The organism is Luteibacter aegosomatis (assembly GCF_023078455.1).
Lineage (GTDB): Bacteria > Pseudomonadota > Gammaproteobacteria > Xanthomonadales > Rhodanobacteraceae > Luteibacter > Luteibacter aegosomatis.
Genome location: NZ_CP095740.1, coordinates 518,405 through 531,686 on the forward strand (window position 1 = coordinate 518,405; position 13,282 = coordinate 531,686).

Below are 13,282 nucleotides of genomic sequence, written 5' to 3' on the forward strand. Positions count from 1 at the left end.
CGCGAAAACCGGACGCAAGGCGCTGGGTTCCTGCCTGCGCAGGAACGACGTGAGGTTGTGTTCGAGGCAACGGTGAATCTCGTAGCTCGTCGTTCCTGCGCGGGCAGGAACCCAGCGCCTTGCGCCGGAGCAGGCGATCACGCTCCCTACGCATCCGGCACCCTCGCGTCCATCGGACAAGCACCGGCAACGGTCGGTCGCCGTCGCATGACCCGTGACGGCGGCTACCGTCACACTCATGCGGCGTTCCGCCGCTGACCGCGTAAGCCCCAACCGAGCATCCTTCTCCGCCCCCCAATCACGGAGAGCGCTCCCATGCCCAAGCCAAGCTGGCTCATTCCCCTCGTGGCCGTCACCGGCCTGTGTTCCTTCGCGGCGTCCGCATCGACATCGCAGGCCGCCGGTGACGCGTCGCTATTACCCTCCCTGACGGCGGCCAAGTACCGCGCCGTCGGCAAGCTCCAGGCCGCCTCCTCATGCACCGCCACCCTGGTCGCGGGCTCGGTCGCGCCGCCGTCCACGGCCGCCGCGTTGCTGCTCACCGCCGGACATTGCGTCAGCGACGGCTTCGACGCGAACGAGGTGCGTGTGGATCAGGCCGCGCGCGAAGGCTGGCGTTTCACGCCCGCGTACTTCAGGGACAACCAGGTCGAGCATCGCGACGTCGCCGTCGATCGCGTGCTCTACGCCACGATGAAGGGCGTCGACGTCGCCGTGCTGCGACTGAAGGCCACCTACGGCGAACTGGCCGCGATGGGCGTGCGTCCGCTGACGCTGCTCACGCGTGCGCAGAGTGAAGGCCTGCCCGTGGAGCTGGTTCACGTGCCGGTGAACGATGTCGCCGACGACGAGCGATTCCTGCGCCTGTCGCGTTGCATGGCGGGCGGCAGGATCCCGATCTTCGAAGGCAACCGGCCGTGGTACTGGCCCACGGCATCGATGACGCGTTGCGCCGGCGTGGCCGGTGGGAGCTCGGGCGCGCCGGTGCTGCTCTCCGGCACGGCCGGCGTCCTGGGCGTGATGGGCACCCAGGTCGATCCGTCGCTCATGGGCTGCGGCCTGAATCGTCCCTGCGAAGCCACGGACGGCCCGGCCTTCAGCCGCGAGGGGGCGAACTATTTCCATCCGCTCACCGTCATCGCGAATGCCCTGCGGTCGGACGGTGGATGGGACGGCAGCCAGCTCGACAAGGGCGACGGCGTGGCGATCGAGCGTTCGGTGCGCTGGATATCGGCCAGCCAGGTGAGCGAAGGCGAACGCAGGGTGCCCGCACGCTGGGGCATCCGCATCGCCGACGGCAGCCGCTGGATACGCTACAAGACCGGGCCGGCGTCCACGCTGGATTGCGATGCCGCCGAAGGCTACGGCCCCGCGATGGACGCCGCCGCGCAGCCGCTCGACGGGTTGGCGGTGCCCTCGTCGGAAGGCGTCTACGCGATGTGCGTGCTGGGACGGCGCGACGCCGGCTCGGCGTGGCAACGCGCCGAGCATGCCACCCGCATCCTTCGCCAGATCGACGACACCGCGCCGGCGGTGGGCCCGATGATCGTGCAGTACGGTGAAACCGGCGATTCGTGGCTCGTCTACGGAAAAAACCGCTCCTACGAGACTACCCGCCTGGAGATCAAGTACGGTCCGCGCGACGCCACGGACTGCGGGGCGGCGGAGGGCTATTTCGCGCCCAAGTCGTTCTGGGAGACCCTTCCCGTCGCCGAGAGGCCCTGGCGTTTCTGCGCGCGTGGCTGGGATGACGCGGGCAACGCGTCGCCGGTGACGGAGCGCCTTTTCGAATAACGCCGGTCCATGAACGACGAAACCCGCCGCGAGGCGGGTTTCGTCGTTCATGGCACCGATTGCCGCACCGCGCCTTGGCCCCCGGCGGTGGCGCGCTAGAATTGTCCGACGCCGTGGGGATGCAGCCAGCCCATGAAGATGCCCAGCGCCACCATGGCGATGAGCAGCAGGGACAGGCCGATGCGACGGGTGAGTGCCCAGACGGTGCGCTTGCTCTGGCCTTTGTCGGTCATCATGAAGAACAGGGCCTGCCCGAGGTTGAAAAGCACCACCAACAGCAGGATCACCAGCGCGTATTTGTAGATGGTTTCCACGTGATCGTTCCGCCCCATTGCGACAATCCGAGTATAGCGGCGGGTACGAGGCTCATTGCATGAGCTTTTTGCGCCGGCCCACGTGGTTCGCTGTCGCACTGACCGTGGCGGGCGTGCTGGCTTTCGTGCGCCTGGGCGTCTGGCAGCTCGATCGCGCGAACGAAAAGGAGGATCTCCTGCGGCGCTATGCCACAGCCGCCGCCGCGGGCGTGGAGACCTTCGGCGACATCCCGGAATCGCCTCCCGTCGACCGGTATCCCAGGCTGGAGCTGCACGGCCGCTACGTGCCCGGGCACGCCTACCTGCTCGACGACCAGTCGCACGGTGGCCAGGTCGGCGTGCAGGTCTACGTGCCCTTCGCGCCGCGCAAGAGCGACCGCCTCGTGCTGGTGGGCCTGGGTTTCCTGCCCAAGGAAGCCGGTGCCAATCCCCACCTGCCGCCGCTGCCCACCGGCGACACCGTGCTGCGCGGACTCTATGTGCCGCCGCCGGGTGTCGGCATGCGGCTGGGCGGCGATCGCCTGCCGGAGCAGCGGGGCGCCGAGAAGACGATGGTCTACGTCGACCTCAAGGAGATCGGCGTCGACCTGGGGCGCCTGCTGTATCCGCGTGTGCTGCTGCTCGACGCCGATCCGGGCGCGCTCTACGCACGCGACTGGACGCCCGCCGTGATGCCGCCGGCACGCCACCGCGCCTATGCTTTCCAGTGGTTCACCTTCGCGCTCGCCGCCGTGGTGATCTTCCTCGTCCTCCACCGCAAACGACGCCCACCGACGGACCGATGACCGAATCCAACGCCAACTCCGTACGTCCCGGCAACGGCCGCCTCAAGCTGGTGCTGATCATGCTCGTCTTCCTCGCGCCCATCGTGGCGGCGGGCATCCTCACGCTCAGCGACTGGCAGCCCCAGGGCCACGGCAACGGCCAGCCGATCGTGCCGCAGCGCAGCCTGGCCGGCGTGCGCGTCGACGTGAACGGCACGCCGTGGGCGTGGCGCGACAGCGAACCGCGGCTCACCCTCGTGGCGCTGCCGGGCCCCGGGTGCGCGGCGCGTTGCGTGGCCACGCTCGGGCTGATGCGCAACGCGCGCATCGTGCTCAACCGCAACGCCGATCGCCTGCGCCTGCTCTACCTGGGTACCCCACCGCGGGACGCCGCGGACGTGATGGCCGACTATGCGTCGGGCGACGACCGGAGCGGTGCGTTCGACGAGTTTCGCCCGACCGAACCCGACACCGTGTCCGCGGTGCTGGTCGAATCCAACGCCACCGCGCTCGCGTGGTATCCGGCGGGTTTCGATCCGAACGGCCTGCGCAAAGACCTGCAGAAGGTGATCCGCTGATGTCCCCACGTGCCGTGAAAGCCCTGCGCAGGCTCGCGCTGCTGGCCGCGCTGTTCGCCTTCTGCGTCGTGATGTTCGGCGCCTTCGTGCGCCTGTCCAATGCCGGCCTGTCGTGCCCGGACTGGCCCACCTGCTACGGCAAGGTCACCTGGCCCGGCCATGCGCAGGACATCGCGCAGGCCAACCAGGCGTTTCCCGACCGTCCTTACGAAACGCACAAGGCCTGGCGCGAGCAGGTACACCGCTTCCTCGCCGGCAGCCTCGGCGTGATGGTGCTGGCGATCGCGCTGATCGCGGCATGGCGACGTACGCTGGCCGTCGTCGCGGTGATCGCCTCGGCCGTGTTCGCGGCGGCAGGCGTGGTGCTTTACACACGCGGCGAGCATACGGTGTCGTCCGTGCTGTCCGCGCTCGCCATCGCGCTGCCGCTGCTCGCCGCGGCCACGCTGGACCGGCCCGGCGCATGGCGCATCGGTGTCGCCACGCTCGCGGTGATCATCTTCCAGGCCATGCTGGGCATGTGGACGGTGACGCTGCTGGTCAAACCCATCGTCGTCACCGGCCATCTCCTGGGCGGCCTGGCCACGTTCGCATTGCTGGCCTGGGCCGCGCTGCGCTGGTGGCGGGTCGGCACGGTCGACGATCGCTACGCCGCATTGCGCGGACCCGTGGCGATCGGCATCGTGGTGCTCGTCTGCCAGATCACGCTGGGCGGATGGACCAGCTCCAACTACGCCGCGCTCGCCTGCGGCGTCGACTTTCCCAAGTGTCTGGGCCAGTGGTGGCCGGCCACCGATTTCCACCAGGGTTTCGTGCTCTGGCGCGGCATCGGCGTGAACTACGAAGGCGGCGTGCTCGACATGGCCGCCCGCAGCGCCATCCAGATCGCCCATCGCATCGGCGCGCTGGTCACATTCTGTTATCTTGCCTGGCTCGCCCACCGGCTGGCTCGCGCCGGCCTGCGCCGCGCCGGCATCGCCATCGGCGTGGTGCTGGTGGCCCAGGTGTTGCTGGGTATCGGCAACGTCCACCTGGGCCTGCCGCTGCCGGTCGCCACGGCGCACAATGGCGTGGCCGCGCTGCTCCTGTTCACCCTGCTCGCGGCCCTGGCCCGCACGCAGCGGCTGCCCGCAACGAGAGACATCCTTTGAACACCTTTCGCCAGTACCTCGAACTGACCAAGCCACGCGTGGTCGCGTTGCTGGTGTTCTGTGCCGTCATCGGCATGTTCCTCGCCGTGGACGAGAACGGCGAGCGCATGCTGCCGGGCTGGCATGCGGTGGTCTTCGGCACGCTGGGCATCTGGCTCGCCTCGGCCTCGGCGGCGGCGTACAACCATCTCATCGACCAGCGCATCGACCGCTTGATGGCGCGCACGTCGCATCGCCCGCTGGCCACCGGCCAGCTCACGCCGATGCAGGTGTTCGTCTTCGCCACCGCGCTGGGACTGGTGTCGATGGCGATCCTCGTGCTGCTGGTGAACACGCTCACCGCCGTGCTGACGTTCCTCTCGCTCATCGGTTATGCGGTGGTCTACACCGCCTACCTCAAGCGCGCCACGCCGCAGAACATCGTGATCGGCGGCATCGCGGGGGCGGCGCCGCCGGTGCTGGGCTGGACGGCGGTCACCGGTTCGCTGCACCCTTACGCCCTGCAACTGCTGCTCATCATCTTCGTGTGGACGCCGCCGCACTTCTGGGCGCTGGCGATCTTCCGCGTCGACGACTATTCGCGCGCGCAGGTGCCGATGCTGCCGGTGACGCACGGCGTGCGCTACACGCGCTGGCACATCTTCTTCTACACCGTGCTGCTGTTCCTGGTTACCCTGCTGCCGTTCCTCACGGGCATGAGCGGCCTGATCTACCTGCTGGGCGCGGTGGTACTGGGGGCGGGATTCCTCTGGTACGCGGTGAAGCTGTTCAACCCGCCGGACGAACTCTTCGCGATGAAGGTGTTCAACTATTCCATCGTGTACCTGATGGTGCTGTTCGCCTTCCTGCTCGCCGACCATTGGCTCGTGGAGCCGATGGTGCATCCGGCGATCCGCTTCGCGCCGGTGGTCTGAGGCAAATCAATCGCGGACCCTGTCCGCGCTGCCTACAGCGCAGCGAGCAACCAGTCGGCGACACGGGTCGGGTGCTCGAGGTGCAGGTGATGGCCGCCTTCCATGTGCGTCACCGAAATATCCGCCACGCAATCGATCCGCACCTGCAACGCCTCCGGCTCCAGGTAGGGCGCGTGCGGCCGCGCCAGCAACAACGACGTCGGCGCCGCCAGGCCCAGCAGCAGCGACATCACCTGCGTTTCGGCCAGACGGATCGCCGTCGGCTTCGACAATCGCGGATCGCTGCGCCAGCTGTAGCCCCCGACCACCTCGCGCAGGCCGCGTTCGACGATCGGGCGCGCGAGTGCCGCATCCAGGCCGCTCACCGCCGCGCGCACCTGCACGGCCTCGTCGATGCCGCCGAACACGCGCAGCGGACGGCCGTTCTCCCGGCCCGAGACCATCGCCTCGCGATACCGCTCGAGCGTGCGCGAGCCGTCGTCGCCGAGCGGCCCCAGTCCCTCGATGAGCGCGAGATGACGGACGCGCTCGGGCGCCGCGATGGCGAGCATCGTCGCGACGCCGGCGCCGAGCGAGTGGCCGAGCAGGTGGAATCGTGGCAGGGCCAACGCCTCGACCGAGGCCAGCACGGCACGCACGTAATCGGCGTGCTGGTAGATCGTGCTCGGCGGCAGGTGTTGCGAATGACCGTGACCCGGCAGGTCGACGGCGATGACGTGGAAGCGTTCGGCCAGGCGCGGCGCGAGAAGGGCGAAGCTGGCCGCGTTGTCGAGCCAGCCGTGGATCGCCACGAGCGGCGGCGCATCGGGTTCACCCCAGGCGAGGGCGGAGAGTTCCAGGCCGGGAATGTCGAAGCGCAGTTCACGCATCCGCGCTCACCCTGCGGGCGCGTTCGCGCGAGGCGGCCAGCGCCGTCGCCGCCGCCGCGGCGTCGTAGTCGGGAGCGAATTCCGGCCAGCCTTGCGTATGTCGCAGCACGAGTCCGGCCAGCGCATCGACGTGGGCACCGTCGGCGTTGAGGCAAGGGATATAGCTCAGTTCGCCGCCGCCCGCCTCGCGGAAGAATTCCGCGTTCTGCATGGCGATTTCCTCGAGCGTTTCCAGGCAGTCCACGGCGAAGCCGGGGCTGACGACGTCGAGGCGTTCGACGCCTTCGCGGCCCAGCGTGCGCACGGTTTCGTCGGTATACGGATGCAGCCAGCGTTCGCGGCCCACGCGCGACTGGAACGCCAGCGGCGCCTCGTTTTCCGAAAGGCCCAGGGCGTCGCGCAGCAGCCGCGCCGTGGCATGGCACTGGCAGAAATAAGGATCGCCGGCGCGCAGGTAGCGCTCGGGGATGCCGTGGAAGCTCATCAGCAGCTTGTCGCCGCGGCCGTGGCGTTCCCAGTGGGAACGCACGCTGGCGGCCAGCGCGGCGATGTAGGCCGGGTCGTCGTGGTAGTCGTTGACCTGTCGCAGTTCGGGCGGCCAGCGCAGGTCTTTGATCGTGTCGGCCACGGCGTCGAAGACGCTGCCGGTGGACGTGGCCGAATACTGCGGATAGAGCGGCAGCACCAGCAGGCGGCGCACGCCTTCGCGCTGCATGCGCGCGATGGTCTCGGCCACCGCGGGTCGGCCGTAGCGCATGGCCAGTTCGACGCGGATCGGGCCGGGGCGGCGCTGCGCCAGTTCGGCCTGCAAGGCCGCGGCCAGGGCTTCGCTGCCCACGCGCAGGGGCGAGCCCTGTTCGGTCCAGATACGGGCGTAGGCGTGCGCCGAGCGCTTGGGACGCACGCGCAGGATCACCCCATGGAGGATGGCTTTCCACAGCAGTCGGGGATACTCGATGACCCGGGGGTCGCCCAGAAATTCCGCAAGATAGGGGCGCAACGCCGCCGCCGTGGGCGCTTCGGGTGTACCGAGGTTAACCAGCAGGATGCCGGCACGGGCGGGAAGGTCATGGGAATGGCCGGCAAGGCCGGTATAGTTTGGCGTACCTGGCATCGGCGTCGGCTTTCGCGGGGATCGCCGCAGTCTGCCACAGCGCGGCGCGGCGGGCTCGTCCCCGAACGTCGCACCCGATGCCTTCCGCACGCAAAGGAGCTTCCTCGATGTCCTCACGCCATTATCGTCTGCTCGCCCTCGGCCTCCTGGCATTCGTGCCGTCCATGGCCGCGCAGGCCGCCGATCCGCCGCGCGAGCAGGCTCGAAACGCCGTCCGGGTCCTCGACGAGATGATCAACGACGCGCCCGACAAGTCGATTCCCACCGACCTGCTCAAGAACGCCAGGGCGATCGCGGTGCTGCCGGACATGGTCAAGGGCGGTTTCGTCTTCTCCGGCGCCAAGGGCGAGGGCCTCATCTCGATCAAGAGTCCCGACGGCACCTGGTCCAATCCCAATTTCATCTCGATGGCCGGCGCGGGCGTCGGTTTCCAGGCCGGCATCCAGTCGACCGACGTCATCCTGGTGTTCCGTACCGATCGTGGCGTGCAGAGCATCATCGACGGAAAATTCACCCTCGGCGCCAACGCCTCCGCCGCCGCGGGCCCGGTGGGCCGCTCGGCCACCGCGGCGACCGACGGCCAGCTCAAGGCGGAGATCTACACCTATTCCCGCGCGAAGGGCCTGTTCGCGGGCGTGGCGCTGGACGGTACGCATTTCAGCATCGACGACGACTCCAACAAGGAAATCTACGGCCCGGGCATCACTCCCCGCCGCATTTTTGAAGGCGGTGTGACGAATGTCCCCAGCGAAGTAGTCAATTTCCGGGATAAACTTGAGGAGTACACTCAGAAGTGACGGCGCCCGGGGGGTGCCATCCGTCCCACCGGCCCTTTGAGGGCCCTCGAGGTTTTTCATGAGCATTACCCATATCGTCCTCCTGCTGCTCGTCGTCGTGCTGATCTTCGGCACGAAGAAGCTGCGTAACATCGGCTCGGACCTGGGCGGTGCCATGCGCGACTTCAAGAAGGGCATGGAAGGCGACGAAGAGACCCGTCGCGAGGAGCGTCTGCGCGAAGAGAAGCTCCGCGCCGATCCGCCGCCGTCCGCCTCGGCGTCCACCGCCCAGCGCGAGAACGCCGAGTCGCACGACCGCAACCCGTGATCGCGGCGCCGCCATGATCGAGATCAGCTTCGGCAAACTGCTGCTGCTCGCGCTGGTGGCGCTCATCGTCCTCGGGCCGGAACGCCTGCCCCACGCCGCGCGTACCGCCGGTGCGCTCCTGCGCCGCGTACGCAACGGCTGGGACAGCGTGCGTTCCGAGGTGGAGCGCGAGATCCAGGCCGAGGAAATCCGTCGCACCCTGCGTGAGACGGCGGAGCAGGCGCGCTCCGCCCACGATGGCGTGCGTGACGACTTGCGTGCCACCGGCGAGGAGATGCGCCGCACCGGCCACCAGGTGCGCGATACCTTCACCGAGACCCAGGCCGCCCGCGTGACGGCGGACGAGACGCCGACGCCGGTCACGGCCGAGCCGGTGCCACCGCCCAGGAACGAACCGCATGACCGCACGTGAGCCCGATCCGTCCGCCGAGGACGGTCTCGAAGCGGGCCTGTTTTCCCACCTGATCGAACTGCGCGCGCGCCTGATGCGCGCCATCGTGGTGCTGCTGCTGGTGCTGCTGGCGCTGGTGCCGGTCGCCAACCACCTCTACGCGGAGCTGGCCAAGCCGCTGGTCGACCGCATGCCGCAGGGTGCGCACCTCATCGCCACCGAGGTCGCCAGCCCGTTCGTCACCCCGCTCAAGCTGGCCTTCTTCGTGGCGCTGTTCATCAGCATGCCGATGATCCTCTACCAGCTCTGGGCCTTCGTCAGTCCCGGCCTCTACAAGCACGAGAAGCGGCTGGCCAAACCCTTGCTGGTGGCCGCGCTGGTGCTGTTCTACTCCGGCTGCGCCTTTGCCTATTTCGTCGTGATGCCCGCCGCCTTCAAATTCCTGAACGCGGTGACGCCCGACGGGGTGGCGATGATGACCGACATCACGCACTACCTCGATTTCGTGATGCTGATGTTCTTCGCCTTCGGCCTGTGCTTCGAGGTGCCGGTGGCGGTGGTGATCCTGGCGGCCATCGGCGTGGTCGATGCCGAAAAGCTCAGCAAGGGGCGCGGCTACGCCATCGTCGGTGCGTTCGCCATTTCGGCCTTCATCACGCCGCCCGACCTGCTGTCGATGGTGATGCTGGCGGTGCCCATGTGCCTGCTCTACGAGCTGGGCGTGCTTTCGGTACGATTCCTGCTGAAATCCCCCGAACAACGGGAGTAGGCGCCATGGCCGCGACCCTCGGCTGGCTGGCGGTAAAGGGTAAGGACGAGACGGCGGTGTTCGCCGAGCTGGATCTCGCCCGGAACGGCGAGACCTCCCCGCGCGCGAAGCGCGGTTTTTGCCTGACCCTGCCGTCGGGCTGGTTCGTGGTGGTGGCGCGCTCGGGATCGCCGCTTCTCGTGGAAGATGCCGTGCTGCCCTTGTCCAGGGGATGCACGGTGGTGAGCGTGCAATACGACGCCACGGCCTACAGCGTGGCCACCTGCTACGAGAACGGCGCGGTGCGCTGGCACGTGGAGCACGCCGCCCAGGCCGACGACGAGATCCGCGTGCTGGTCACCAGCGGCAGCCTGCCGCCGGGCTTCGACGTGCTGCACGCCCGCTTCGAATCCGAGCAGGACCTCGCCGACGACGACGGACGCGACGTCGATTGCTTCGTCGCCCTGCCGGTGGAACTGGCCGAGATGGTCACGGGCTTCGAATACGACTTCGGGGCGGCGGCGTATGGGTTGCCGGCTTTCGACGGGTGGAAGATGGGGGAGGAGGTGATTCCCCGGGCGGCATCGCGGCGCTTGCGGCGGCGCATGGCGCGTTCGGCGCGGCCATGGTGGAGGTTCTGGTAATTCCATTCGCGGACAGGGGCCGCTCCCACCCTTCGGTAGGAGAGCTTGCTACTGGAAGGTGGGAGCGGACCCTGTCCGCGAAAAGCCAACGAAGCGGTGAAGCGGTTACCTCCGGCCGAGCGCCAATCCCTTCAACACATTCAATGCCTGCGACAACGCATAGTCCTCGATCGCCAGCTTCCCGTCGTCGTCCGCCGAGCCCTTGTCGTCGGCGGCGCCCTTTTCGTTCACCAGGTGGTTCGGCAGGTCCGCCTCCGAGCCGATCAGCTGCGGCGGCGTATCGCTCTTGTTCACGGCCAGGTCGGCCAGCGCGATGTCCGGCTTGATGCCCTCGGCCTGGATCGACGTGCCGTTGGGCGTGTAGTAACGCGCGGTGGTGATCTTCACCGCGTGGTCCTGGTCGAGCGGCAGCACGGTCTGCACCACGCCCTTGCCGAACGTGCGCCGGCCCATGATGAGCGCGCGATGGTTGTCCTTCAGCGCGCCGGACACGATCTCGGCGGCGGATGCGGTGCCGTTGTCGACCAGCAGCACCATCGGCGCGCCGTTGAGCATGTCGCCCGGGTGCGCATCGAAGTTGAGGTTGGCGTCCGGCAGGCGTCCCTTGGTGCTGACGATGCCGCCGCTGTCGAGGAAGGTGTCGGCCACGCCCACCGCCGTGGTCAGCAGGCCGCCGGGATTCGAGCGGAGGTCGAGCACGGCGCCCTTGGGCGCGCCGTTCTTCTTGATGTAGTCACCCAGTTTCTTCTCCAGATCGGACGCGGTGTCCTCCTGGAACTGGCTCAGGCGGATGTAGACGTAGCCGGGCTCGAGCGCGCGCACCTTCACGCTGGTGACGTTGATGCGCTCGCGCACCAGCGGCATGTCGATGGGCTTGTCGGATTTCTCGTGGAGGATGGTGAGGGTGATCTTCGAACCCGGGTCGCCGCGCAGTTTCTTGAACGCGTCGTCGATGTTCTGGCCGTCGACCACCAGGCCGTCGACCTTCAGGATGGTGTCGCCGGCCTTGATGCCGGCGCGTGACGCCGGCGTATCGTCGATGGGCGAGACGATCTTCAGCATGCCGTCGACCTGGAGCACCTCGATGCCGAGCCCGCCGTACTGGCCGGTGGTGTCCTCGTCCAGCTCGGCGAGACCGTCCTTGTCGAGGTATTCGCTGTGCGGGTCGAGGTTTTCCAGCATGCCGGAGATGGCGGCTTTCATGATGGTCTTGTTGTCGAGTTTCTCGACGTAGGCCTGCTGGATGATGTGGTACACGCGCGTGAAATTGCGGATGTCGTCGAGATCGACGTCGTCGTCGGCCGCCGAAGCCACCTTCGCCGCCGTGGTGGACGACGCGGCGGGCGCGTCGGGTTGCTTGATGGCGGGCTTGGCATCGTGTTTCTGCGCGTGGGCGGGAACCGCCAGCGCGGCAGCGAGGGCCAGCGCGAGGGCGAGTCGAAGGGGGTGCTGCCGCATGCCTTTCTCCAGGATCAATGCCGTTTGCCGAGCCAGCCGCGCGCGTCGATGGGCTTGCCGCCCTGGCGCAGCTCGAAATACGCGCCGCTGTCGCCGGCCGGCGCCGCGGCGGTGCCGACGGCTTCACCGGCCTCCACCATGTCGCCCACGCCGTGCAGCAGCGTTTCGTTGTTGCCGTACATGCTCATGAAACCGTTGCCGTGGTTGACGATGATCATCATGCCGTAGCCGCGGAGGAAGTTCGCGAACACCACGCGGCCGCGTGCCACCGCCTTCACCTCGCTGCCGCGCGGCGCGACGATGATCACGCCGTTGCCGTAGGCATGTACCGCGCCGCTGGCGGGCCAGGGCAGGTTGCCGCGCAGGTTGCCCAGCGGAGCGGTGGGCGCGCCCTTCGGCGAAGGCGCCGGTTCGGCGGCCTTCGCGGCCTCGTCGATCACCTTCTGCAGGCGGGCGACCAGGGCGTTCATGTCCGTCTCGTTCTGCTTGAGCGCGGCGATGCGCGAGGCCTGGTCCTTGTATTTCGAATCGGCCTGGGCCACGAGCTTCTGCTGTTCCACACGTTGTTTTTCCAGGTCGGCGGCGCGCTTCTCGCGCTCGGCGCGGGTCGCCTCCAGCTTCTGCTGTTCGGCGGAGATCGCGGCTTCGACCTCCTGGAGGCGGGAAAGATCCGCCAGCAGGCCCTTGATCCGCTCCACGCGGTTTTGCTGGAAATAGCGCGAGTAGGTCAGGGCACGTGAGATCCGGTTGACGTCCTCGTCGCCGAGGAGCAATTGGAGGTCGGAACCCCGGCCCAGCGTGTAGGTGGCGCGCAGGAGGTCGCCCAGGGCGCCCTTCTGGCGGTCCAGGCCCTGCTGGATGCCGTTCTTCTGCTCGCCGAGCTGCTCGAGGTCGCGCTTGCGCTGCTCCAGCTCGGCGTCGGTGTCGCGCACGGCCCGGGCCGCGGCCGAGACCTGCTCGGCCTGGCGCGCCAGGGCCGCGTTGGCGCTGTCGCGGGCGTTGGCGGTGTCCCGCTGGTCTTTCGAGAGCTGGTCGATCTGCTTGCGCACGTCGTCGAGCTTCTGCCGGGCCTGGTCCTGTTCGGCGCGGGCCTTGCCGTCCTGCGCCGGGTGGGCGGAGGGGGCGAGGGCGGTCAGGAGGAGGGCGAGGGCGAGGGGCAGGGGACGGAATGGGCGCATGGGCCGATTATCACCGATTCGCCAAGGGCGGCGGTGCCGCTCCGCCTTATCGCGGACAGGGTCCGCTGCCACCCTCCGGTAGCAGGCGAGCCTACCGAAGGGTGGGAGCGGACCCTGTCCGCGATAGGGCGCGGCGAGGTCAGGAATTCTTAGGAATTCCGTTCAATTTTCATTTGGACGTCTAAGTGGCTTTGACGCAACGCGGCAAATGCGATTACAGTGAGGCGCAACCCTCCCCGGCGTTGCATTCCCCAGCACAAA

At 68.2% G+C, this 13,282-nt stretch carries 15 protein-coding genes; 10 read left to right on the forward strand and 5 right to left on the reverse strand.

The genetic code is table 11. The features are described from left to right. The first annotated feature begins 315 nt into the window (after positions 1 to 315). Positions 316 to 1,794, forward strand: a complete 1,479-nt coding sequence (locus tag L2Y94_RS02275) for a trypsin-like serine peptidase (RefSeq protein ID WP_247372832.1) — start codon at positions 316 to 318, stop codon at positions 1,792 to 1,794. Between the two features lie 95 nt (positions 1,795 to 1,889). On the opposite strand, the gene L2Y94_RS02280 is transcribed toward L2Y94_RS02275, so the two are convergent. Then, positions 1,890 to 2,126, reverse strand: a complete 237-nt coding sequence (locus L2Y94_RS02280; protein WP_186448276.1) for a twin transmembrane helix small protein — start codon at positions 2,124 to 2,126, stop codon at positions 1,890 to 1,892. A 41-nt stretch (positions 2,127 to 2,167) separates the two neighbouring features. Here L2Y94_RS02280 and L2Y94_RS02285 point away from each other — a divergent pair, with 41 nt between their 5' ends. The 4 genes from L2Y94_RS02285 to cyoE are packed head-to-tail and all read left to right on the forward strand — an operon-like array spanning position 2,168 to position 5,515. Next, on the forward strand, positions 2,168 to 2,893 hold the full coding sequence (locus L2Y94_RS02285) for an SURF1 family protein (protein ID WP_247372834.1): 726 nt from the start codon (positions 2,168 to 2,170) through the stop codon (positions 2,891 to 2,893). After that, the gene (locus tag L2Y94_RS02290; protein WP_247372836.1) at positions 2,890 to 3,450 is read left to right on the forward strand and encodes a hypothetical protein; all 561 of its coding nucleotides are present in this window, start codon (positions 2,890 to 2,892) and stop codon (positions 3,448 to 3,450) included. The genes L2Y94_RS02285 and L2Y94_RS02290 overlap by 4 nt, the downstream gene beginning before the upstream one ends. After that, positions 3,450 to 4,601, forward strand: coding sequence for a COX15/CtaA family protein (locus L2Y94_RS02295; protein WP_247372838.1), 1,152 nt, complete (start codon positions 3,450 to 3,452; stop codon positions 4,599 to 4,601). Before L2Y94_RS02290 ends, L2Y94_RS02295 begins: the two co-directional genes overlap by 1 nt. After that, on the forward strand, positions 4,598 to 5,515 hold the full coding sequence (gene cyoE, locus L2Y94_RS02300) for a heme o synthase (protein ID WP_247372840.1): 918 nt from the start codon (positions 4,598 to 4,600) through the stop codon (positions 5,513 to 5,515). Before L2Y94_RS02295 ends, cyoE begins: the two co-directional genes overlap by 4 nt. Before the next feature lie 32 nt (positions 5,516 to 5,547). Here cyoE and L2Y94_RS02305 read toward each other — a convergent pair whose 3' ends face one another. Together L2Y94_RS02305 and hemH are read right to left on the reverse strand one after the other, a co-directional pair. Further along, positions 5,548 to 6,384 (reverse strand): alpha/beta fold hydrolase, encoded by an 837-nt coding sequence (locus L2Y94_RS02305; RefSeq protein WP_247372842.1) that lies wholly within the window; start codon positions 6,382 to 6,384, stop codon positions 5,548 to 5,550. Beyond that, on the reverse strand, positions 6,377 to 7,498 hold the full coding sequence (hemH, locus tag L2Y94_RS02310; protein ID WP_247372845.1) for a ferrochelatase: 1,122 nt from the start codon (positions 7,496 to 7,498) through the stop codon (positions 6,377 to 6,379). The genes L2Y94_RS02305 and hemH overlap by 8 nt, the downstream gene beginning before the upstream one ends. A 107-nt stretch (positions 7,499 to 7,605) precedes the next feature. Here hemH and L2Y94_RS02315 point away from each other — a divergent pair, with 107 nt between their 5' ends. From L2Y94_RS02315 to L2Y94_RS02335, 5 genes are read left to right on the forward strand one after another with little or no spacing between them, the layout of a single operon-like run. Beyond that, a complete protein-coding gene (locus tag L2Y94_RS02315) occupies positions 7,606 to 8,295 on the forward strand; it encodes a lipid-binding SYLF domain-containing protein (RefSeq protein WP_144913163.1) in 690 nt (229 codons plus the stop codon). Positions 8,296 to 8,353: 58 nt separating this feature from the next. Further along, positions 8,354 to 8,602 carry a twin-arginine translocase TatA/TatE family subunit gene (gene tatA / locus L2Y94_RS02320; protein ID WP_247372847.1) on the forward strand — a complete coding sequence of 83 codons (249 nt, stop codon included), beginning with the start codon at positions 8,354 to 8,356 and terminating at the stop codon, positions 8,600 to 8,602. 13 nt (positions 8,603 to 8,615) lie between these two features. Then, complete coding sequence (tatB, locus tag L2Y94_RS02325) at positions 8,616 to 9,014, forward strand: Sec-independent protein translocase protein TatB (protein ID WP_247372850.1); 399 nt, start codon at positions 8,616 to 8,618, stop codon at positions 9,012 to 9,014. After that, entirely contained in the window at positions 9,001 to 9,762 is a 762-nt protein-coding gene (gene tatC / locus L2Y94_RS02330) for a twin-arginine translocase subunit TatC (RefSeq protein WP_247372852.1), read from the forward strand. Before tatB ends, tatC begins: the two co-directional genes overlap by 14 nt. Positions 9,763 to 9,767: 5 nt before the next feature. Further along, positions 9,768 to 10,385 carry a hypothetical protein gene (locus L2Y94_RS02335; RefSeq protein ID WP_247372853.1) on the forward strand — a complete coding sequence of 206 codons (618 nt, stop codon included), beginning with the start codon at positions 9,768 to 9,770 and terminating at the stop codon, positions 10,383 to 10,385. Positions 10,386 to 10,490: 105 nt separating this feature from the next. On the opposite strand, the gene L2Y94_RS02340 is transcribed toward L2Y94_RS02335, so the two are convergent. Then, positions 10,491 to 11,843, reverse strand: coding sequence for a S41 family peptidase (locus tag L2Y94_RS02340; RefSeq protein WP_247372855.1), 1,353 nt, complete (start codon positions 11,841 to 11,843; stop codon positions 10,491 to 10,493). 14 nt (positions 11,844 to 11,857) lie between these two features. Next, complete coding sequence (locus L2Y94_RS02345) at positions 11,858 to 13,021, reverse strand: murein hydrolase activator EnvC family protein (RefSeq protein WP_247372857.1); 1,164 nt, start codon at positions 13,019 to 13,021, stop codon at positions 11,858 to 11,860. Between the last annotated feature and the right edge of the window lie 261 nt (positions 13,022 to 13,282).